Origin of the sequence: Candidatus Xianfuyuplasma coldseepsis, assembly GCF_014023125.1 — a bacterium.
Lineage (GTDB): Bacteria > Bacillota_I > Bacilli_A > Izemoplasmatales > Izemoplasmataceae > Xianfuyuplasma > Xianfuyuplasma coldseepsis.
Genome location: NZ_CP048914.1, coordinates 957,090 through 981,782 on the forward strand (window position 1 = coordinate 957,090; position 24,693 = coordinate 981,782).

General features: G+C 39.5%; 17 protein-coding genes and 1 other annotated feature. Of the genes, 4 read left to right on the forward strand and 13 right to left on the reverse strand.

Going from position 1 to position 24,693, the window contains the following annotated elements:
* Position 1: 1 nt before the first annotated feature.
* Entirely contained in the window at positions 2–412 is a 411-nt protein-coding gene (locus tag G4Z02_RS04590; RefSeq protein ID WP_258878676.1) for a hypothetical protein, read from the reverse strand.
* 118 nt (positions 413–530) lie between these two features.
* On the opposite strand from G4Z02_RS04590, the gene G4Z02_RS04595 reads away from it, so the two are divergent.
* From G4Z02_RS04595 to G4Z02_RS04610, 4 genes are all read left to right on the forward strand, one after another.
* Complete coding sequence (locus G4Z02_RS04595; RefSeq protein ID WP_258878677.1) at positions 531–1,508, forward strand: hypothetical protein; 978 nt, start codon at positions 531–533, stop codon at positions 1,506–1,508.
* Between the two features lie 180 nt (positions 1,509–1,688).
* Positions 1,689–1,902, forward strand: a binding site (T-box leader).
* Positions 1,903–1,941: 39 nt separating this feature from the next.
* Positions 1,942–2,640 (forward strand): amino acid ABC transporter permease, encoded by a 699-nt coding sequence (locus G4Z02_RS04600; RefSeq protein WP_258878678.1) that lies wholly within the window; start codon positions 1,942–1,944, stop codon positions 2,638–2,640.
* Complete coding sequence (locus G4Z02_RS04605; protein ID WP_258878679.1) at positions 2,627–3,346, forward strand: amino acid ABC transporter ATP-binding protein; 720 nt, start codon at positions 2,627–2,629, stop codon at positions 3,344–3,346. The genes G4Z02_RS04600 and G4Z02_RS04605 overlap by 14 nt, the downstream gene beginning before the upstream one ends.
* Positions 3,347–3,359: 13 nt before the next feature.
* Positions 3,360–4,118 carry a transporter substrate-binding domain-containing protein gene (locus tag G4Z02_RS04610; protein WP_258878680.1) on the forward strand — a complete coding sequence of 253 codons (759 nt, stop codon included), beginning with the start codon at positions 3,360–3,362 and terminating at the stop codon, positions 4,116–4,118.
* 21 nt (positions 4,119–4,139) lie between these two features.
* Here the strand turns inward: G4Z02_RS04610 and G4Z02_RS04615 are convergent, their stop codons facing one another.
* From G4Z02_RS04615 to G4Z02_RS04670, 12 genes are read right to left on the reverse strand one after another with little or no spacing between them, the layout of a single operon-like run.
* Positions 4,140–4,871, reverse strand: a complete 732-nt coding sequence (locus G4Z02_RS04615) for an alpha/beta hydrolase (RefSeq protein WP_258878681.1) — start codon at positions 4,869–4,871, stop codon at positions 4,140–4,142.
* 10 nt (positions 4,872–4,881) lie between these two features.
* Complete coding sequence (locus G4Z02_RS04620; RefSeq protein WP_258878682.1) at positions 4,882–6,012, reverse strand: anaerobic sulfatase maturase; 1,131 nt, start codon at positions 6,010–6,012, stop codon at positions 4,882–4,884.
* A 12-nt stretch (positions 6,013–6,024) separates the two neighbouring features.
* Positions 6,025–7,428: a sulfatase-like hydrolase/transferase gene (locus tag G4Z02_RS04625; RefSeq protein WP_258878683.1), complete on the reverse strand. Its 1,404-nt coding sequence runs from the start codon at positions 7,426–7,428 to the stop codon at positions 6,025–6,027.
* A gap of 9 nt (positions 7,429–7,437) precedes the next feature.
* Entirely contained in the window at positions 7,438–9,834 is a 2,397-nt protein-coding gene (locus G4Z02_RS04630) for a beta-galactosidase (RefSeq protein ID WP_258878684.1), read from the reverse strand.
* The gene (locus tag G4Z02_RS04635; RefSeq protein WP_258878685.1) at positions 9,831–10,805 is read right to left on the reverse strand and encodes a LacI family DNA-binding transcriptional regulator; all 975 of its coding nucleotides are present in this window, start codon (positions 10,803–10,805) and stop codon (positions 9,831–9,833) included. The genes G4Z02_RS04630 and G4Z02_RS04635 overlap by 4 nt, the downstream gene beginning before the upstream one ends.
* Before the next feature lie 12 nt (positions 10,806–10,817).
* Complete coding sequence (locus G4Z02_RS04640; RefSeq protein ID WP_258878686.1) at positions 10,818–14,141, reverse strand: GH36-type glycosyl hydrolase domain-containing protein; 3,324 nt, start codon at positions 14,139–14,141, stop codon at positions 10,818–10,820.
* Positions 14,142–14,152: 11 nt separating this feature from the next.
* Entirely contained in the window at positions 14,153–16,360 is a 2,208-nt protein-coding gene (locus G4Z02_RS04645; RefSeq protein WP_258878687.1) for a glycoside hydrolase family 3 N-terminal domain-containing protein, read from the reverse strand.
* A gap of 18 nt (positions 16,361–16,378) precedes the next feature.
* The gene (locus tag G4Z02_RS04650) at positions 16,379–17,731 is read right to left on the reverse strand and encodes a glucoamylase family protein (RefSeq protein ID WP_258878688.1); all 1,353 of its coding nucleotides are present in this window, start codon (positions 17,729–17,731) and stop codon (positions 16,379–16,381) included.
* A gap of 2 nt (positions 17,732–17,733) precedes the next feature.
* Positions 17,734–19,614 carry an ABC transporter permease gene (locus G4Z02_RS04655; protein ID WP_258878689.1) on the reverse strand — a complete coding sequence of 627 codons (1,881 nt, stop codon included), beginning with the start codon at positions 19,612–19,614 and terminating at the stop codon, positions 17,734–17,736.
* 8 nt (positions 19,615–19,622) lie between these two features.
* Positions 19,623–21,791, reverse strand: a complete 2,169-nt coding sequence (locus G4Z02_RS04660) for a DUF5696 domain-containing protein (protein WP_258878690.1) — start codon at positions 21,789–21,791, stop codon at positions 19,623–19,625.
* Positions 21,788–23,830 (reverse strand): hypothetical protein, encoded by a 2,043-nt coding sequence (locus tag G4Z02_RS04665; RefSeq protein WP_258878691.1) that lies wholly within the window; start codon positions 23,828–23,830, stop codon positions 21,788–21,790. Before G4Z02_RS04665 ends, G4Z02_RS04660 begins: the two co-directional genes overlap by 4 nt.
* The gene (locus G4Z02_RS04670) at positions 23,830–24,693 is read right to left on the reverse strand and encodes a carbohydrate ABC transporter permease (RefSeq protein WP_258876832.1); all 864 of its coding nucleotides are present in this window, start codon (positions 24,691–24,693) and stop codon (positions 23,830–23,832) included. Before G4Z02_RS04670 ends, G4Z02_RS04665 begins: the two co-directional genes overlap by 1 nt.

Sequence of the window (24,693 nt, forward strand, 5' to 3'; positions counted from 1 at the left end):
GTTACATATCCTTTCGTAGTTGATGAGTTTCTTTGATATGAGGGAATGTCGTGATTAAATACTGAAGAATATCCTCGGCTTTACGACTATAAATATTCGAACAAAGGGTCACAACCTCGTTCTTATACAGTGCTTTGATGACACCACTCTCACGCGATGATAGTTGAACCATTGAGATGTCCTTAATATCAAACTCGCGCGTTTTGATTGGTGTTTTCACAATCATTTTATCATCGGTAATCACAAGGGCATCTTTACGCCGGATAAACCCGAGTACATAATACGTCACAATCAAGACAACACCTATAATCGTGATCACATCAATCAGATCGAATCCTTGGAGTAAAAACAACACCATAATCACAATAAATAAGAACACAATCCATGGGGACATTGTGATATTTGCTTTCATACTCATCACCTCATTTCAGTACCCTTATTATAACACAAAGAACGATTTTCAAAACAGTTTTTGAGTAGTTATGGTTTCGACGGATTATGCAGTGTATAATGGAAGTGGAGGTGGTAGAATGAACCACGAGATATTTAGGGAACGCTATAAACGTTTTAGCGAAGAAGACGAAGCCATTCAGCTATCAATCAACACAATTATTGCCTTTGAACACTACATCGAGAAAGACATTGAAGAATCGACCCTTGACGATTTAAAAGCTTATATGAACCATCTCATTATAACCAACGCCAATAAATACAATAACGTCATTCACATTGCCCGATATTATTACTACGTGGATATGAAAGACCACTACATCCAAATGACGAAATACTTCAATACCTTAGGCGTCTTGGAAAACATTGTCGATCGCATAGAATTATATGGATCAAAAGAGTTAAAAGACAAGGTATTACAAGATATCGAACTACCCCCATTTCTATCTGATTCTACGGATATGCCCCATTATACAAAACGTTTTTTAGATATATTGAACAAACACATTCCACAAGATACCTGTAATCACATCCTCGCCGGAAACAATCATGGAATTCCCAAAGAGAGCTTCGATCAGGAAAAACAGTATTACAACGAGGCATCTAGTTTTAAAGAGTATTTACTAGACAAACATGCACGCAAGGTTCAAGAATTAACCGATTATTATAACAACAACCAAATCTGGTTTGAACAAGTCATCACACCCGATGTCATTGAATTTGTCAAAGATAATCCCGAGATTCTCGGAGGAACCATCAAGGACGATAAGCTATACATTACAAAAATACCCTATGACATCAATAACTTTTTAAACGCGGAAAATGATACGTTAGCTCGCTATTATGCATGTCATTGTAGTTTTGTACGTGAAAATATCAAACAAGAAACCGAGGATATTCCGAAAGAGTGGTGTTATTGTTCAGGTGGATTTGCCAAGTATCCATTTGAAGTATTATTTGATCAAGAACTAGATGTCAAGCTACTGACAACACCACTGGATGGCCAGCGGTTATGCCGTTTTGAAATTGATTTATCCAATGTAGATTATAAAAAATAAACCGATCTCGGGATCGGTTTTATTTTTTGTTTGTACATATATCAGCTACTGTATCACGTATTATGTTGGAAAAAGTTTGGATTGCCTATATATGTAATATATAGTTGTAATGCCAACATATGATGAAAACATTTTCACTGCAAAAAGGTCTTGATTTCACAATTAAAAAGTGGGACAATGTGGAAAACGAAGAACATGAGTAGTACAGTTTCATCAAAACGCAAAGAGAGCTGTTGGTTGGTGTAAAACAGTGGGTTGATAGATTGGAACGTGCATGGGAGTTGGATTATCGAAGTTTGAGGTAATCACGTTGCCGGCGTTAACGGTTTGAGCGCATAAAACAAGTAGTTTTATGAACTAAGGTGGTACCGCGATTATACTAGTCGTCCTTATTTTAAGGATGACTTTTTTTATTGGTTTAGGAGGTGTACTGATGGATACATTATTTCGATATGATGCAATCAAAGATTGGATTCCCTATCTATTTGGGGGATTAGGCATAACATTACTCATTGCAGTCGTGGCAGCTGTCTTTGGTTTTATCATTGGTATTTTAATTGTGATTTCGTATAAACATCCAACGACATCATGGGCCGCAAAAGCGTATATCGATATATTTCGGGGAACCCCGTTACTGCTGCAGCTATCGATTATCTATTTTGCTGTTCCACAGATTACCGAGAGAGTTCTAAACAATATGATGGGGCTTGACGTTGATATTACCATTGCATCATTAACCGCCGCATTTATCACCTTTAGCTTAAATTCCGGAGCGTACATCAGTGAAATCATTCGTTCGGGTATCAATAGTGTTGATCCAGGAGAATTAGAAGCAGCCAGAGCTCTAGGAATTAGTAAGTTTCATACATTCAAAGACATTATACTACCAATTGCCTTTAAGAATTCTTTTCCAGCACTCATGAATGAGTTCATTACACTTGTGAAAGAGAGCTCTGTCGTTTCGGTGATTGGGATCAAAGATTTGATGCGTCGCCAACAGATCGTTACATCACAAACCTATATGTATTTTGAACCATTGATCGTCATTGGAATTATCTACTATGTAGTGATCAAAATATTGACGATGGTTGGCCGAAAAGTGGAGGTGACTCTTGCGTATGATCAACATTAAAAATGTCAATAAATACTTTGGCGATTTACACGTATTAAAAGACGTATCTCATACGTTTCAAACTGGTAAAACCACTGCAATAATTGGTGCCAGTGGTAGTGGTAAAAGCACCCTATTACGATGCATTAATCAACTCGAGATAATGGATTCAGGTGACATTTATGTCGATGATAAATCCATCTATGAATACAAACACACAGATCTTGTGACGAAAGTCGGAATGGTCTTCCAACAGTTTAACTTATTTAGTAATATGACGGTGCTTGAAAACGTAGCTTACGCCTTAAAAAGAGTGAAAAAGTTATCAAAAGAAGAAGCGCAAAAACAAGCACTTACTGCTCTCACTACTGTCAATGTACAGGACAAAATAAAACAGTATCCCGCCACCCTCTCTGGTGGTCAGAAACAACGTGTTGCGCTCGCACGAGCGATGGTTCATAAACCTGATGTCATGTTGTTTGATGAACCGACGAGTGCGCTCGATCCTGAGATGGTGAACGAAGTACTGGATGAAATTAAAAAGTTAGCACATACCGGATTAACCAATATTATTGTGACTCATGAAATGGGATTTGCCAAAGAGGTAGCCGATGAAGTCATCTATATGGACGATGGCAAAATTATTGAATATGGACCGGCCAAAGAGTTCTTTGAACACCCAACACAAGAACGTACCAAACAATTTCTAACCAAAATATTATCATAAGGAGAAACCAAAAATGAAGGAATTTATCATTATAGTATTAATCGGAATGATGACGTTATTAGGAGCTTGTGAACAAGCAGAAGACGTCGAAAAAGTAACTGTTTTAACATCCAGTGGGTATGCCCCATACGAGATTGTTGACACCAAAGGAAATTTAACCGGATTTGATATTGAATTAATGGAAGCCATCGCCGATGAAATGGGAATCGTTATTGAATGGAGTGATGTATCCTTTGATGGTATCATCGCTAGTATTGAAACGGGACAAGCAGAAATTGCGATTGCCGGATTATCCCCAACAGAAGATCGGAAACAACAAGTAGACTTTTGTACGGTTTACTACAATGCAGAGAGTGGATTAACCAATGTATTAATCTTTGATCCTGCAGAAGTCACTGTAGAAACATTGGATGATTTAGATGGTTTAATTGTCGCTGCTCAAACAGGAACCGTACAAGCTGGATTCTTAGACAATGTAAAAGACGAATATAATTTCACGGTAGAACTACGTACCGACAACACCGCAATTGTCCAAGAAATTCTAACCGGAAACATTGATGTATTAGTTGTTGAACATGCAATTTCGGAAGAGATATTAAATGTGAATACCAATCTTGCAACTGTCGGTTTTGAATCGTATTTAGATGATACATCTGGTAACGCGATTGCCATTACCAAAGGCTCTGCCTATTTGGATCAAATCAATACTGCAATTGCTATACTACAAGAAGATGGAACAATTGACGCATTAATTGCGGAATGGTTCGAATAAAAAAACGGCTTCAGCCGTTTTTTATTTTTCAAAAGGTTGTAAGACACGTTCTAACCATTCTACCGACAAGTCAAACCATTTTTGGTAATGGGGATCAATCGCATGGGGATGATTGCTTAGAACTAGTTTGTTGCCAAGCGAAAGTCCGTGTTTTCCATCGCGAAATACATGGACCTCAAACGGAATATGATGTTTGTTATACTGATCGGCTAAATAGAGTGTATTTTTTACTGGAACCAAATCATCATCAAACGTATGAAAGATGAATACTTCGGGTGTTTTATCATCGACTTCAGGAAGCGGATATTCAACGCCAAATCGTGGTTTCCGCATTAATGTCGGATACCCAACCAATAAGGCATTGGGTCGTACCGAGCCAGATGTCGCTAACATGGTCGCTAAATGTGCCCCAGCACTGAATCCGATGACAGCTACTTTATCTGGATCTAAGAACCATTCTTCATGATGTTCTCGGATTAACGTTAAGGCCATTTCCGCATCATGTAGTGGCTGTGGAAACTGTGATTTTTCCATTAAACTATACCGTAAAACAAAAGCTTGATAGCCTTCTTTTAGATAGCTTAAGGCAATCACTTCAGCTTCCCGATCACTGCAAATATGATATCCACCACCAGGGCAAATTAATATTGCTGGTTTGATTTGAACCCCTGGCATTTCTTTTGAAGGGGATTGAATATATGCGGTTAATGTAACATCAGGATCGTCGTGTAATTGGATTGTTTGGATATTCATAAAAGTCTCCTTAGTATTTGTTTTCTTGTAGTTCTTTTTGAACCACTTCGGCAATCTTAATCATGCGTGGTAAGGTTTCTTTAAAGAATCCTTTGTACGCTTCACAGTATTTAGTTTTCGATTGTTCGACGGTATCAAACGGTTCTTTGTTACGGCGACAACCACCTTTGCACAGTTGATAGTAGGGACAACTCATACAGTCTTCATGTGTGCCAAAACTGGATTCGATAAAGAATCGTGCTTGTTGATTGGATACCAACTCTTCAAACGACTGATCTACAATTGAACCAGTTTTATACTCATCTAAGACATAAAAATCACATGGATATACACTTCCATCCGATTCAACAACCACATGGGTTGTACAATGACCCATCAATGTACAGGAAGCCGCAGGATATCCTAATATGATTTTCAAGATATCATCGAAGTAACGAATACTAATTCGTTTCCCTTTATAAAAATCACGCTCCCAGACATTAAATAAACGAATCAAAAACTCTTGATATTTGTCGTTGTGAAGTGTGTAGTTCTCCACACGATGATCAAAGGAATCAATACACGGAATAAATTGAAGATAGGTCGTACCCAGCGATGTAAGATACCGATATACACTTTCTGTATGTTTCACGGTTTCATCGGTAATAACGGTTAAAATATTATAATCGACCTTGTGTTGTTGTATTAACCGTAACCCTCTCATCACTTGTTTAAAGGATCCTTCATGTTTGCCATCTAAACGAAATTTATTATGCAATGCTTCACTGCCATCAATACTGATCCCGATTAGAAAATCATACTGTTTCAGAAACTTAGCAAATGCTGTTGTGATCAATGTACCATTGGTTTGCATCGTAAAAGATGTAGGAACATCTTTCGTATTATAGATGTCTACCAAGGCTACTAGTTTTTGATAGTACTCAAGACCAGCAACGGTCGGTTCTCCCCCTTGAAACATGAAGGTAACATGTTCATATGGTTTTTCATAGGCTCGTTGCACCATTGTTTCAAGCGTTGATTCATTCATAATACCGTACTGCTTGGTTTCACGATGATCCATAACATCATAGTAAAAACAATATGTACATCGCATGTTACATCGTCCTGATGCCGGTTTTATGAGTAAAGATAAAGTATTCATGCAGTTACCTCCTTAAAAATGACGGGGGTCTTTCTTAATTGGCGATACATCGGACGTTCGCAAATACCATGTCAGTAGAGCCTCTTTGAGGGTGGTTAAGATAGGTTTATAGTTCTCATCTTCGATGACATTCATTAATTCATCCGGATCCTTCTGTAAATCATAAAGTTCATCCAAGTCTTGCGATCGTTTCACATACTTGTAATTCTTGCTTCGTATCGATACAAAACGACTCACACTATCGGGGTTGGTTTGTTGTAGTAGACCCTTTGGATAGTAAATCGAACGAGGATTTGCGTTTGGTGAACCCTCAAAGATATACGGTTCATTAGTATCATATCCTCCCTCGGTAAACACATACTCTTTATGGAAAACACGTGGGTTGTGTAATAACGGTCGCAACGTTTTTGAAAAATGAGGGTGGTTTGCCTCACAATCACTATAATCCAGGATTGTGGCCATTACATCCAATAGTTCTACAGGCGATGTTACAACCTGATTCAAAGGAATGCCGCCTCCGGACATTACAAGCGGTACTTTGATGATATCATCCTCTGCTGAACTGGGCCATTTTTCAACAAGTCCATAATGACCTTGATAATCTCCATGATCACTCGTGAAGATGAAGATGGTATCATCATCAAGAACCTCACGTAATTGGCCGAGATAATCATCGACCTGAAGACACATCTTATAGTAGGTTGCTTGAATGTATTTGAGCTCATTCATATCCAATAATTCTAGGTTTCTTGTATCGCGAATTCCTTGATGAAATAGTGGCTTATTGTCACGAATAATCGGTTTTAAATGTGCAATTTGATGGGGTGATACCATACTTTCTGTCCGTTCGTTCGAAAAGTATCCCGGGTGAGGTAGATTGATCGGAACAAATAAGAAATATGGTGATTCTTGGTGGTTATGAATCCACGTTTTTGCACGATCTACAAAATATTGATCTCTCTCATATACACCATGATTTGACGTGTTGTACTGGAATGAGTAGTATTTTTCATGATCCTCGGGGTATTTTGGTGTAGGAAATGCGGATGGTTTAAATCGGTTTTCCTCTGGATCTTGAACATACTTTTGAATCAGTTCTTGGGATAATAGGTCGTTCTTTCCAATGATATTTACCCGATATCCACCGGAAACTAAATACTCCAATAACTGTGGTTCATTCGGTTGTAATAGATGCGCTAACGACCGATGACTATTTGTATGAGGATAGGTTCCTGTAAATAATGAACAACGTGACGGAGTACAAACGGGATGCTGAACAATACAATTCGTAAATCGTGTACCATCACGGTAAAGACGTTCAATATTGGGAAATTGAACGTTGTTTGTTACTGCATTGTCCAGTGCTGTTTGACTGAAACTATCCGGCATAAATAATACAATGTTTGGGCGTTTCATTCAAATCACCTATTGAATCTGTATTTTGACAACTGTTTCATCATATAGTCGTTGTTGTTTATGAACAACATAATGAGTACCTTGTTTTGTTATTTCTACATAGGGATCATCACAAATAATATTTCTTGTCGATTCGATTTCCATTGTGAATGAGGGACCCATCAATTGAATAGTAATTTCATTTGAGTCAAAAGAGACCAATTCATTGGTTGAATAAAGCACGGTTGTATCAGTTGATATCGGTAAATTTTTCGCCATTAATAACGCTCGTCCGCTCTCTAATACAATCGGATATTCCTTGTCATCATGTAATGTAAAGGATTTGTCAAAATCATCCAAATTTAGAAGGTGGTTGTATTCAACTCCATCGTCATTGACTGTTTTCGCCATAAAGATACCATGATACAGCTCGTAATCATGGTGCATATGTCGCGATACACCCAGGGTGTCCATAAACCGTTTATAAAGTTCCAAATCCGCACGATAACGCGTCGTAATAACAATGGATTCAGACATGTCTTTTTTGATATGGAATCCACAGGCTTGGTGGTTGTGATAGACTTCAAAAAAGACGCTTGATGGATTCTCTACTGAGAATGTTTGATAGTAGTTACGATGAAGTTCCGCGCGTCCTTCAGCTAGGTTTTTCGCAATAATCGAAGGTCGGAAGCGATAGCCTTTTGGTTCAAAATAATGGGGATTCTTGAGTTCCAAATAATCTTGAATCAACGTACATGGATTGTATTCCAAATCATACTGAGGAACTTCCCCAAACAAGATCATTTTCCCACCTTGTTGCAAGTGATTCACAATCTTTTGTTGGGATTCTTGCGACATAAATCGTGCAGATGGTACTAATAAGACAGATTGTGGTGTTAACGGATCATCTTTTATATTGGTTGCTTTGAAATGATAGTTTAAAAGAAGTAACGGTTTTAAGACGTTATCCCACATGTCCCATGAACGATGCATTTCCAAGTTGTGAAAAATCTCGTTGTCGAGGTTCGGCGTATGGTATTCCGTCATGAAATAATCAGGATCAAAGACATACTCTAGTCCATCATCCACGAGTGATTGAGTCGCAAGATGGTTTTCATGAGCACGGACTAAATGCATCACGTCTTGCATCCGCAGCCAAGTATAACTCTTCTCTCCATTTGGAGATATCGGAGCAGCAAATCCATGTTCTTCACCAGTTGTGGCAATCCGATTATTCCCATCATCTAAATTGTCTTCTAGACGATAGTTTCTCCCACCGACAAATGAATAGTAATTCAATATCCGATTGTTTAATGCAACGAACATCCGTGTCATAAAATCAATCCGACTTGTTTTATAACGGGAGGAATAACTATTCCCATAGTCGCCATCCCCGGCACTAAATTCCAAGGATGTTAGAGGTTGGTCTTCACCATTACTAGCTTCCGTTAGGCGATTTAAAATATAGGCATCGGTAAAATGAGGAACATCCACATCTCTTAAATAGTGATCACTACCGCTGATGAAACGAGGTTTGTTTCGATAGGATTGATAGAGTTGTGAAATACCAATGGGGTAGGGGACTGCACGTCCTGCACTACAACCGTGGATATTAATCACAAACAATCCTTTATCAAACCCGTACTCGGTCGCATAGTCTGCTAGGTATTCAACATAACGACTATATCGAATCCGGTTATATTGGCCTAGATCTTGATGCAGCTTATGGACGTATTCTTGCTGTGGAAAACGAACATGTTCTATAAAATCATCCATCGGTGTATGGATGAAAGAGTACCGTTTTCCTAGGTGATGATCATAGGTATCTACCAGATATTGATAAAAATCAGTGAGTACGTTGTCGGTTAAATCAGGATTATTACTTACCCAAGGTAACATACCAATTTCGTTATCGAGTTGAATCGCAAGAGTATTTCCCTCGGGGTATTGATGTTTCGAAATAATCGGGATTACTTTGGAATAGTACCGTTTAGAAAGACGTAAGAAGTCCGGTGCTAAATAATCAAGCGTTACCGTAGTAGAAGGTTTGTTAAACCAGGATACTGGAACGACATCAGGATATTTCTCATACACCCAAAATGGGATGCCATCGTTTTTCATTTCAGCCATGATAAAAGGCCCAGGACGAGCGATAAAGTATAAATCATTTTGAGCGATCAAATCGAGAAAACCAATCAGGTTATTCTCTGGATGATAACGACCCTCAAAATCAAAATCATTCTCGTGATATTCATGAATTAACCAAGGGATATACGACGCGATACCATGAACGCCACTTGCTTTGATTAAATCAATTTTTTCTTGCCATTTATCCGGAGATGTCCGGTAATAATGAAACTCGGCAAACAAGAGTAGTCTTGGTTTGCCGTCGATTAGAAACTGTTTCTTGTGATATGTAATACTCATGATGCCCTCTTTTTCGTTGTATTTCGAAGGTGTAATTGTACCGGACATACTTTTTGTTTATCCACGTGCTTTCCATCCAATACATCCAGTAAATCTTGGGCTACTTCGCTTCCCCATTTACCTTGATCTACATCGATAGTCGTTAATCCACCATTGATGTATTGGCTAATATCAACATTATCAAACCCAATAACACTGATATCTTCAGGAACCGAAATACCGTATTCCATACATCCTTTGATAAATCCAATCGCCATTTCATCATTGGCACAGAATATTGCTTCAAATGGTAGTGTGCCTTGGAGTTGTTGGACAAGTTCATAGCCGCTACTTTCGGTAAAGTTACCAAAGTAGACTTTCTCTTGAATCGAACCATTCGATGAGATGACATCATGGAATGCACGATAGCGTTCATCATCGACAAAACTACCAACAATACCGGATAAATAGGCAATCGTTTGATGGCCTTCGTCGACCAATTGTTGTGTTGCTAATTTTGCTCCTGTATAGGAATCCAACATATGGGAATATGTGTGTTCATCGCCATTATCTAACCGGTCTAACACAAACACGGGCATACCCAAACGATTGGCGTGTTCAATCACTGAGTCCTCCACTTGCGGACACATAATGATTGCCGCATCAATTTGACGTTCCCGAATCATCCGTTTCGCATTTTGGCTAAATGATAGGATTAAGTGATATTTACTGTTGTTGATGACGCTCGCAACACCATCATAGATTTTATGATATACCGGTCCGGTAAATCCAGAAATGAAGAATCCAATATTGTTTGTCGATTTGTTTTTTAAGTTCCGCGCTGCAGCGTTAGGATAGTATTTCAATTTTTTCGCTACCGCCCAAATTTTGTCCTTTGTCACTTGGGGGATGTTGTCGGAATCATTTAGTGCATAGGATACCGTAGATACACTGTATCCACTTGCTTTCGCGACATCTTTTATCGTTACCATACATGTCCCTCCTTACATGGTATATAGGTCTATTATATAATCTTTTTTACCATCGTTAAATAACTCTTTATCAATGGCAATACCGCCCATGCGGTACGGATTTTGTAATCGTGTAAATGGCACTTCTTGTCCATTTAGGTAAACAGAAGTGATGGAATAATCTTCAGCTTGTAAATGATACTTGAGCGTGAATGTAGCTTGTTGGGATTGATACGTTACTTCCAAACCATCAAGATCCGATGGAATTTGTGGATCAAATTGCAAACTATTTTGTGTTTCTCGTATACCTAATGTGGAGCCAATCAGTTGATTAAGATAGATTCCAGGCCCACTGGAGTAGACACGCCAACCACCTTTTACACCGATGTCTCCGGTATATAGTTTATCAAACTCGTCCATCGCTTGATAACGGGTTAGGAAGTGTCCGTCACTACTACTGAAATACGCGTTTGCCTGACGTGGCATTGCATTGCTAACCGTATCCGTTATATTGATTGGATTGATTTTGAAGAGTCCGTTATACGCCGCTTCTTTGTTACCAAACTTCGCCATTGCTTCAATGTAGCGAATGTGGGCATGGACATACTGTAATCCAATTTCTCTTCCGAAACAAGCACTGGTTTCCGCACGTTTAAAGTAGGTGTTTAATCCGCCTTTATACGGGATGGTACGATTCATTAATCGGACACCATCGGGATGGGTTAAGTGATTCAGAATCAATTGATTCATGTGTTGGGCTTGTTCTTGATCAAACATCTCACCAATGATTCCACGGTTCATCGGAAGTAGACGATACTTCATATTCGTCACATCATCATCGGGGTGAATCATATAGGTTATTTGACCTTCATCAATGTATAAGAACCCCGCAGGAACCTGGTCCTTAATCACGTAGCGATTGTAATCCATCTTAATGTTTTTGGCAAATTCTTGAAGATAGTTAGTATAATCAGAATCCACTGTTTTGATTGTTTCGGCGAACAATGTGAATGCTTCATAGGTTAACGCGGTCGTCCAACCGCTCACCATTTTTTTCCGTAATTCGGGATTGGCCGGTTGCAAGGTATCATCCCAGTCCCCATCGCCATAACAACTTAATGCCGTTCCTTCAATAAGGTTATCTTCGATGTATTGAACTTCGGTTTTGACATGCTCAAATAGGGATGAGGTTTCGGTTGTAAAGGTGAATCCATTTTTTGTTGTATACGGTACGTGTTCCTCTAGAATCGACACATCACCGGTCGCTTGTAAGTAAAGAGCTAAACTGCGTAACGGCCATACAATGATATCTCCGTGGGCATCACCCGCTTGAATGGATGAGTAACGATCAAACATGAACCACTGTGGCCAACTTCCAGTTTCCAGATGTTGATGGGAAAAGATTTTCAGTAACATATGACGTAAGACATCATAATGTCCAGCAGCGAAGAACAGCTCAAATGGTCCTTGACAAACATCCCTTGTTCCCCATGCGGCTCCACCGTATTGTTCCAAACCGTGTGGTGAAGCGTAGTGAATTAAGGCATCATGCCAGTACCATCGGATAAGAAGATTCATTTTCTCCACATTATGATATTCATGATGGTCGGTTGGTAGTGATAATCGCATATTGCGACTCAGGTCGTTGTAATGTTCTATAAACCGTTGTTTTTCCGCAGAGAACGATCCAACCTTCGTTACTAAAGACGAATGATTAAGTCGTGCTTGAATCGTAATTCGCATCGAATGTCCGCTTGCCAACACAATGGTTTGGGCTTCGTACGATGCGGGTTCGATAAAGAAGGACTCATCGGTAAATACAACCGTCTCTGCATCGACAATCAAATCATACGTTAGTTCTGGATATTTTTGATACGTAAAACTGTGTTCATCCAAGGTGAACGTACATACATTATCATGGATTTCTTTATGGAATGGTTGTCCGAATTCTTCGGAACCCATAACGACTTGATGTAATACCGCAATCTCATATTGACGCATTTTTTCCGATACGATAGTAAGATTCAACCATGCACCATCCAAACCGATGTAGGAGGTGATTGTAAGCATATCATCATCGATTTTATACAACCATTTCGCATAGTTGTATCCCATCTCATAGACCGCAGGCATCGTTAGTAATTGATATTCTCCATGTCGTTTAATGAGAATTCGTTGGCCACTGGTTTTGGCAATGTTTAGGCCATTACGTGCATTGCTGATAAACCGATTAAACGAGGTATTCCCAATCACAACTTGAGAACTAAACAATCCATAGATGTAGTTGGTTGATGCGTATACATCCTCCCGAACATACTGATTGTTTCCATTTAATAAGATATGACCATGGGATCGTTCGACATGGTGTTCTTTTTCCCCAAGGACAATATGAGCTCCATCACGATCAAAGAAGGATACCAATTGTCCCTCGATCCATTCTTCTTGGATCTGGTTGGGATAGAGTTGTTCAATGTCGTCGATTGATATCGCTGGCGATGCATATACATGATCGAGGCTTTCATAGTACGTAATACCAAGTTCTTTTGGTTCCTGTAACTGATGTGATACCGAGTTATAGCGCTCAGCAATCTCATCAACGTATTCCAAGTTCGTTACGCGATCGTGATAGCGATTAACGAAATGACCATAAAATACATCTTGTATGGTATCCTTTGGAACCAGTAGATGTTTAGCCGTTTGTAACGAACCACACGCATGTTCAAACTGATATACTTCATTCGGTAAATGATCGTGTAATAATGCTTCGGGAATATTGGTCGTTTTATAGGATAATCCATAGAACTGATACCCATCCGTTGCATACCCAATAACCGGTGTTAAACTACCCAGTTGAAGATATTCCTTTGCCCCTTGATTTTGCAATGAACAAATGGCGTAACCGTTGGGTGATGGATACACAGAATGATCAATGTATTGGGAGTTGTACGCTTCATTATTGCGAATGGCACCTTCGTGCTTAATCCCAATATCCTGAACATAAAAGACATCATAGATAATATCCTCATCTAAAGGATTTGTCACATTCACGGTATAAAACCATGTCTGTTCGGTAATGGTTAATACGACCGTTACGTCCAGACCAAATACAATACCTTCGTATTTGACGTGGTTTTTGTCGTGTGTGATTCGCATCGAATGATGTAACAATCGTTTGCTTTGATAGCCACCATTTGTATGGATTCGCAGGTACAGATTCGATGCCTGTCCATCCAAATTGGTACCTCGAAGTTGATTGATCATTTTTTGTTCATAATTGATTTTATGGATGTATCCTGACGGTAGCATGTGAAACTGCAGTCGTCCGATACCTACCGGGGTTGTATTAATAGTACTCATAACGTTCACCTCTATTTTGTGGCAATTGTCGCTTGGAAATGAATGGCATTGGATGCACGACCAAGCAGTATATGATAACGACGTTGTTCGACAACATCGTTCATGTCGATATTATAATAAGATAATGATTCATAGGGTAGTTGGAGGGTAACTTCTAACGATGTATGGGCTTTGATAAACACTTTTTTAAACTGTTTCAACTCCAATACTGGACGACTGACACTAAATGATTCCGCCTCAATATAGAGTTGTAGGACATCATACCCATCATAGTTCGACGTGTTTGACACTGTGCAAGAAACGGTTAATTGTTCGCCTTCACGAAGGGTGTCTTGTGATACACGATAATTGGAATATTCAAATGTGGAGTAGGATAATCCATATCCAAACGAATACAGTGGAGTATTGGGAGAATCCAAGTACTTTGATGTATAGTAATTGTTTGGATCTTTTGCTGGTCTACCGGTAGGGAAATGATTGTAGTAGACAGGAATTTGTCCGACACTTCGTGGAAACGACATTGCCAAACGACCACTTGGATTATTGTCACCAAACAGTGTATTTGTCAGAGCAGGACCACTCATTGTACCTAAGAACCAGCTATTGATTAACGCATCGCAGTTCATTGCATACCAATTAATTAGTAAGGGTCGTCCACTAAATAGAATCGCAATAATTGGTTTCTCAAGTGTTTTTAGCTCTTTGGCTAATGTGAGCTGTGCATCGTAAACATCCAAAATGGTTTTTGAAGAGGCTTCGCCACTTTCCCACTGATGTTCCCCAAACGCTAGAACAATCACATCTGACGTAGATGCAACATCCAATGCTTCTTCAAGTTGTTCATTGGCTATCTCTTTGATGGAACAACCTTCGGCATAATTCACATTTGCACCAGATTCTTGTAAGGCATCCAGTAACGTAACGGTATCTTCATTTCGTGCTTTTCCACCCCAACCACCAACAACATGATGACTCGCTGCAAATGGACCAATCAGAGCAATTTTTTTGTCTTTCTTAAGTGGTAAAACCCCATTGTTCTCTAGCAACACAAGGCTCTCTTCAGCTACCTTTAGCGCATGTTCTAGTGCACGAGGTTGAAGGTAATACTCTTCAAAATTCGGGTATAAATTCTTATAGGGATTATCAAATAATCCTAACCGATATTTTAGCGTTAGAATGTATCGCACGGCTTCATCTATATATGTTTCAAACTCTGGATCCTCCTCAACAATGGAGTCCAAATGATCAATATAGGAAGACGAGATAATCTCCATATTAAGACCGGCTTTGACGCATAATTTTGCCGCGTCTTTTTTTGTGGTTGCGAGTTTATGTTCAACAACTTCAGTCGTCGATGCATAGTCGGATATCGTCACACCATCGAATTTGTATTCATCACGGAGAATCGTCCGCAGAAGAAAGGCGTTGGCACTTACAGGAACCCCGTCGTACAGATTAAAGCCACTCATAATCATGGACGCACCTGCTTCTAAACCCGCTTTAAATGGTTGCAGATATACTTGACGTAACATACGTTCGGACATATCTACAGTATTATAATCCCGTCCGGCTTCACTCTTACCATAACCGACAAAGTGTTTGAGACAAGATGCCATTGTATCGTAGGATAACAAGTTATCTTGTTGGAACCCTTTGACATAGGCCTTCGCCATTTCACTTGCTAAAAAAGGATCTTCCCCAGGAGATTCCATCACGCGTCCCCAACGAGGGTCTTGGACGATATCAAGCATTGGACTGAACGTTAAACTCGTACCACTATGACTGGATTCATATGCAATGATTTCACTTGCTTGTTGTATCAACTGTGGATTAAAGGTCCCACTTAAGGCTAGATTAATTGGGAAGCCTGTCCGGCATCCATGAATGATGTCATTCATGAAAATCAAGGGAATACCTAGTCGCGTTTCGTGTACTGCGGTTCGTTGTAATTCATAGGCAATTTCATTGTCATATGTACCAACAAAGTTACCCGCTAGTCCATCACGAATTAACTGAAAGGAATTGTTTTTCTCAAAATCTGGACCAAATGCAAATTCATGACTAAAAGCCGACAAGTACATTTGTCCGATTTTTTCTTGTAGATTCATCCGTTTTAATAACGACTCCACATCCTTCTTAATTGACGCGTCTGAACGCTTTGGTAAGGGGTCGCGGGATATGTGTTTCATCTCTTCTAATATTGTTTCTTTACTGCGCATGATAAAGCTCCTTATGTATTATTCCTCAGCTGTAATCGGGGTGATTTCAATTCGTTCCATTCCGTTTTGAACATATTCACTTTGCATGAAGTAGGTCCATGTTGTTTCGTCGAGATAGTTGGATAACATCAATACGGTAACACCTTTATCGATACCGAGACTATCCTCAGCAATCCACACTTCCGTGCCAATATCAAAATTATAGGCATCTTTGAATCCATAATCACCAATTAATCCCTCGATGGTATAGAAGTAATTCATTGCTGCAATGGTTTCTTCTGGAGTAAAGACGATACTGCCTAAGGCACCTGCGGGTGGAATTGTTCCATCATTTAAGTGAGAGGCATTATTGTATCCAGATGGTGCAGCCCCATATTTTCCACTGTAACCACTTGGTCCATCGGAAGCTGTCATCCCCCAGGAATTTTCGCCAAAGGTACTGAACTCATCGTTATGATCAATGGCATAGTTACGATTGGCAAGTGTTGCATGAATACTGTTTTCAAACCAGTTCACACCATCGGCATCTTCGGTATTACGAAAGTCCACAAATGCATGACTGAACTGATAGGTAAACAAGCTTCCAAACCAGCTGTGGATAAACACCTCTCCGTCGCCATAATTTTCATTGTGACGAATAAACGCATCGTATACGGTTTTGTCGATACGATACTCTTCGGTCGGTGTTCCTGCACCTAAGACATAGAGAATCAATTGTTCCGCGTAGAAATCCCAATGTCCCGCAAAACCACTCTCAGGACGATAGCCCATATAGAACTGATCATTTGAAGGATCGATGTACCAGGTCCAATCAATCTCAGCGTATAAACCATCGGCTTTGGTTTTCGCTGTTCCACCAAAATACTCACCAGCGGTAATCGCACCAGCGATAAACAACGCTGTATCAATTACGGATACTTCGGATGTTCCGGCACGTTCTCCGGTTGCTTTATTTAAGAAGTGGTAGAAGAAGCCCGAATAGTTATCTAAGTTCTCGAAGGTTTCCAACGTTTTTATAACACGTTCTTCCCCTTCTTCATGGGTGATCCATCCGTATTCCACACCAATAGGAATCGCTGCGAGGCCAAAACCAACACTAGCGATACTGGATAAATTGGGATTGTTGGGATAACGGTCGTTAATTAAACCATATCCACCACTGTCTTCATTGGTGTTCGCAAGTTCCCAAAAGAAATTAAAACTCGCTTCCATTTCTTGTAATATTCGTTGCTCGTCTTCGGTATATACCCGAACACATTGTTCTCCTTGTAAGACCTCATTGGCCGCACATTCTGGCAGTGGTTCAGCCTTGGTGCAGGCACTGAGGAAAAGGACAATGAAGAGGGTTGCTATTATTGTAATTTTTTTCATAGTTATTCTCCTGTAATTCCGGAACGGTCGACGCCTTCAACAAACCAACGTTGTAATCCGAAATATAGTAGTAGTAATGGGAGGACACTAACCAGTGTACCCGCCATGTATATCGCTTCATTTAGTTCATCTTCAAATTCGGCACCATTGGTATCCACATTACCGAACTGCTCTCGGAAACTCGCCGCAAATCGACTTAATTGAATCGGCAAGGTTCGTGCATCTTCCATGTATAAACTTGTTAGGTACGTTTCATTCCAGTACCACACAAAACTAAACAAGAAGACGACAATCAACGATGGAACAGCTAGTGGAATCGCAATCCGGAAGAACACTTGTAACGGTCCAGCTCCATCCACCAACGCAGCCTCATCAAGAACTTTTGGAATCATGTTGAAGAATTGATAGAAAATCATAATAAAGATCGTCGATCGAATTCCTTGTCCAAATAACGCAGGGTAGACAAATACACCTATGTCGCCTAAGATTCCGAGATCACGATACATCAAGTACGTTGGAATCATTAGGACAGGTGCCGGAATGATAAAAGTAAACAGAATTAAGACAATGACAATATTTTTAAATTTAAAGTTGAATCGACTTAGTCCATACCCAATCAATGCGGTTGAAAATACTTGAGCTAGAGATGGTAACAAGGCAATTGTGACCGACTCCTGCAATGCATTCCAGAACCCAATCGTTTTAAATGCTTTCGTGTAGTTTTCTAAATAGATTTCGGAAGGAATTAATCCAACACTGCTATTGAGGACATCTTGTGGGGACTGGAGACTGATTAATCCGAGATAGATAAACGGATAGAGGAATGTGAATCCTACGGAGATAATCAAGAGATAGACAAACACCCGAAAGACAATGCCATCCGTTCCTTTCCGTCCAACCAGTCGTTTTCTCACCGACTGTACTTTCGGATTGGTATGGAACCAGTCTTTTTTTACGTCATAACGCATCATATCAAACGCATAGTATGTCCGGTCCAACGTGATTTTGACTTTTCCTGGTTTACGAATAAAGAACAACAGGAAGAAGAAGATAACAATCAGTGCGAGTGCTCCGAAATAGATCCACACAAGAGCAGCACTAAATCCAAATCCAGCAAACTCATCGGTGAAATTAAACATGTAATTCTTGATAATGATAATCACGTTATTATCGGCAAAACCGGCAAGTAGTACAAGCGTATAAATCATATTGATTAAGATAATCGGTTTTAAGAACGGAAGCGTTACTTTCCAGAATTGTTCCCATGGACTCGCTCCGTCAATCTCACTGGCTTCGTAGATCTCTTTATTCATTTTCTGCAAGATTACTAAGTAAACAATAATCTGAACTCCGGAGAACCAGAACATGTAAATTAAATTATTAAACACTTGGACGATAATCGAACCAAATTGACGACCGAAAATCTCACTAAAGATTTGAATAACTTGATACTGTTCAATTCCTGGTAAGATGATCGCTCCTTTACCAACAAGTTCCGCCATAACCGGCCCACTAACAATAACAACCGGTAGGAAGAAGATGGTTCGGAAGAATCCTTTTCCTTTTAAATTGGTATTTAAAACCAGGGCAAAGATCAGAGCAAACACGTTGATAATAACAATCATCAACATCGCATCTTTGATAAATTCCCACAGGGCTAAAATCATCACCCGGTCGACAACAAATGCTTGCTTATAATTCGCAAACCCAACATACTCCAGTTCAATTCCAGAGGTTGGAATACTGACAAAGTTTAAACTTAAGAAGAACGAATAGATTATTGGGTAGAACGTGAACACAGCAAACCCAATAATCCATAGGGATATAAATCCATACCCAAGTAAGTTCTCCCGTGTCTTCATTGAAATTCGTGATTTTTTCATACGATCACTCACCTTTCAACCTTGTAATCAAGTGCTTCAATCGTCACCTGATTACCGGTGGTATAGTCATCGTTTGAATAGTTCACGTAAATGACGACATCATTGCTATAGGTTACTTTCACAACCCCTTGAGCCAGTACTTCACGACCGACAATCTCTTCACCAGCGGTATACATGAACGCATCACTAATCTTGTCGTAGGTTGCATAGATGTAGTTGTTCAAGTTCCCATAGTAGGTCGCATATAACTCACTACTCATCGTTTTCGATAGTAAGTGACTCGGTTGATCGGTAATTAAGAACGCAGGATAAACACCAAAATCAATCAATCGTAATAAATCGATATTAATGTTTGGACTGAAATTAAGATATTGGGAATACATCGGCATATACCCACTCAAGATGATTTGTTCAAACGGAACACTATCGGTAAAGAAACGACTCCGGTTGTGATACAGTGCACTTTGGAAATACAGCGACGTATTGTCCCACATGTAGTAATTGGGTCGTATTTGTGGCATCGGTTTAAAGACCAACTCATCGTATAAGGCAATAACCTCTTTCCGAGACATCCCTTCTTTGGTATTGATGTTATTGGAAATACCATCAAGTAATACTCCACCATACTCATTCAAGCGATCCATTGCTTTTGGGAATTCCTCACGAAACGCATCAATATCGACATAGTATTGGAAGTACTCTCCCCGTTGAATACCGACTTGTGCAGGTGTCATATTGATTAGTTGTAGGGTATGTCTAGGAACTACCGAACTATCGGTATAATGTACCGTTGGATCGTAGTAGAAGAGGACATCAAGATTTTTCAAATCTGATGCTCGTCCAACTTGACGATCAAAGGCATAATTATCAAATGAACGATCGCTGTATCCACCCTTGTTGTAGCCACGCATGGAGTACACAATATTGTCAACACCATTACTAACAAGGTCTTTGTTTATATCTAATAAAGCATTCGTCGAGGTCATAATATAGTTGTTTTTAAACAATAAACCTTGTTCATATTCTTTGGCTAACACATCGATATGAATCGATGGTTCACCACTGGTTCTTGTTGTTAAAATACTTTCTTCGATAAGATAATCTTTAAAGACATTGGCCATACCCACATAATTCGCTTGATCTTCTTTCAAGAAATGGAATGATACATGTGGATTGTAATCTTTGATATCCTTCTCATATATGGTGACACTATTCCCACCACTAACGTTTTGTATATAGTTTTCACGCAGTAAGAAGATCGCCGAAGCCAAATGGAATTCCGCTTGGAACGTTGGTGGTTTGTAGTTATACTGAGTATATTCACTACCCTCTTCAATGATTGCTAAAAAGCCATTCTCATTAACGCCATAGACACTACCAAATAGTGGATAGTTCAACATGGTATCATGAGATGAAATCTCACGGTATTTATCTTGTGAATAATACCGCGCCACATACGTACTGTTTACTGGGGACGATTCGGTAAAACGAATCAATGCTCCATTCCCCGATGGGACAAACATATATCCCGGAATATCATCTTCATAAGAACTACCTAAGAATTCAAAGAAGGTAATTTTAGTGATTTTATTAACGCCATATTCATCCACCTTTTCTGTATCCATAAAGACGTCAAATCCATCCTCAAACAACTCGATGGAATACTCGAGATAGAATTCTTCTTCTTCAAAATCCACTTCAAAGTGAATCGTGTTTCCCGAAATGGTATAATCCACTTCCGGGTTTTCACTACTACGACGATGAAGTAACGAAGTCCCTTGAGGACGGTTTTCCTCATCGATGTAATCAATATAAATACTACTTAATATACGCCGACGCCAGGAACCAGATAGTTCATAATCATCAATATTGATAACGTCGGACGCCCAGACAAACCCGGTATCTTTATCAACGAATCGTACCGCAAGTCCATCAGGATTTAAGTACATTTCATAATTGTTGTTGTCCAATACCATGTCAAAATCATCCATGTTGACAACACCTTGTTCATACGGGGTATAATCTTCCAATTGGGTAAATAAGTTCGAATCAATCAGGGTTGTTCCCTGCTCTAAGAATGTGTACGGATCATCCGCAGCCGCTTCAACAGAGTTCGCGAAGAACAATAATACAACCATACCAAACGCGATCAATGTAACCATACGTTGTCGAATCATACGATAAACACCTCCCTAAAGATATCAAAGATGAACTCAAATAGTTGAGATAGTAAGATACTAACAATCAGATATAGAATAATCGCAATAATCATCACGAAGAATGTTAAGAAGATATTGACAAACAACTCACCGTATTTAAAGTTGTTCAATTCTTTGATCATCACGAGGAGCAAGACAATACTATACCCCATCATAATCAAGTTGGAGAACTGGAAGACAAAGGCTTCGTTATAGGTTAAAACATTACTTAAGATATCGATTGGTATTTTAAACAAGAAAATCGGTGTTAAAGCAAAGACAAATCCAATAAAGATATCACGATAGAATGCTTCTCCATTTTGAAGCGTACTTACCAAGTAGTTGGCAACACCAAACAACAGTACCGGCACACTCCATTTAAGAAGTTCATAACTAAACACCAAATCCGCAAACGTATTTTTGAATAAATATCCGCGAATATAATAGTTAGAAAGGATATTTAGTAAGATAAATATCACATACATACCAACCGCTGTACGAAGCCTATATCGCTGTTTATACTTAATGTGATAGACCGCTTCAATTGGATGTTTTAACACACTTAACTGCAACCGGAGTTCGTTGTATAATTCATACTGCAGTAGTTTTTCATGAAGTTCCTGTTTCCAGGCGACGTATCGATCTTTATATCTCGTTTTATCAAAGATACGAACGCCAGCATACAGTACAATAAAAGTTATCACAATCGGCATTATCCATGCTGAAATCCACGCATCACGAATCTCCCAATAAGCATTGGAATAGCCCTCTTTATTATTGGCAATGCGATAACTTTCTAATGATAATTCAAACTCTTCATTCCGTTCATAAATCTTACCTAAACGTGAATGCGCAATGGCGAACAATGAATTTTGACGTATGATTTCTTTGAATAGGATTTCCGACTGTTCGTACTGTCCGGTTTTATACATTTCAATTGCTGACAATACCAAATTCGCAAACTCGGTTTTACTAAAGACTTGAACATTATTGGCTTGGCCATCTAAGACCCACACATCACCACGATTATCCACCGCAACTCCAGTAGCCAGTTCAAATTCTCCATTACGGAGACTATTCACTTCTTGACGACCAAAGGTAAATAACAAGTTCCCAAAACTATCAAAGACGCTGATAACGGTGCGGACATCCTCACCGCTACTAACGGTATAGATGTTACCGTCGCCATCAATCGTAATGTCTTGATAGTTGGGATCCATAAATTGATATTCTGTTAATATATTGTTTCCTTCAATATTCAACTTTTTCAATGGTGTTACGTACTCATTCCGAGTAATCGTATACAGCAATCCTTTGGTATCAATTGCCATATTTGTTGCAGGTTTGGGTCGTAAAGATGCGAATTTTTCCCGTTGTTCCTCACTCATCAATGCACGATTGATTAAGAGTTGCAACGAAATCGTCACATCATTGATTCCAAAGTATCCCAAGAAATCCCCATTCGCATCCATCTGAATAATACCGTTGGATCCACCCTCAGTAATGACATAGATGTATCCCCGTTCATCAACGGCGACTTTATAGGGTTCGTACGGAGCTTCTAATTCGGTCCCAAACAATGGTTCATCAGGACGACCAATCGAGCGAACAAATTGGAGATCCGCATCAAAATGTAAGACGAGATCCGTCGCTGCATCAGCGATAAACAACTCCCCTTCATCGGTCAGGAAAATCCCCGTTGGTTCCGCGAGAAGTTCATGGGTTAGTTCCGAGTGTTCCCGGGTTTCTTGATTGTACATGTAAATCCGACCATTACCCGTATCGGCAATGTAGACAACATCATCTAAGATAAAGATATCTTGAGGGGCTGAAAATCCCTCATTTAAGATAAACGTTCCTTCATACGCTGTGGCCGTTCGAACCAAACTGGACTCGAGTCCAATTGTATAGGTTCGATACGGTATGTATTGAATCGGCGTATCTGCTTGAATGGCTCTGGGTGCTTGCAACAGAAGCAGAAACAATACAATCAGTAAACTACGACGTAAGAGGCGCATTATTTCAGACCTGAATGAGCCATTGTGTTCATGACTTTACTTTGCAAGAACATGAAAATCACAAGGTTCGGGACAAACATAATCAACGTTGCGGCAGCACCTAATCCCGCAGCAGCAACACTATTGCTAATGTTGGTGAGTGTTGACATGTAAAAGGCAAACGTTTGTTTTAATTCATCATTAACGTAAATCGTAGATGTAACGGTATTATTCCACGTTGCTTGGAAACTGAGTATCGCAATTGTCGCAACCGCAGGACGAACCAGTGGGAAAACGATTTTTGATAGGATGTATACGTCTCCAGCACCATCGACTTTGGCGGCATCAATCAGTTCATCCGGTACTTGATCAATAAACTGTTTTACCAAGAACAACCCAACCGGAATCGCAATCATCGGCAACACATGGGCAGCCATTGTATCAATAATTCCAATATTACTTATGACTAAGAAACGTGGAATCGTAACGGCAACAGCAACAAACATTAAGGCAATTTTGTTTACTTCAAAAATAAACTTCTGTCCCTTAAATGTTTTCTTGGATAATACGTATCCTGCCATGGTACTCAGTAAAACACTTAGTCCCACAACGAACAACGTCACGATGACACTGTTCATGAAGTACCGGGCAACTGGTAATCCATATTCGACAAAACTAAAGATATCCCGGAAGTTCTCAATGGTCGGACGACGAACAAAGAACCGTGGTGGGAATGCGAATAGTTCATCAATTGGTTTAAATGCAGTCGAGAAGATGTACACAATCGGTAGTGCCATAAAGACGGCAAATGGACCTAAGAATAAATAGAATTTTAACTGTGATTTATGAAATCTACGAGGATTAAAGTTGGTTCCTACAGACAT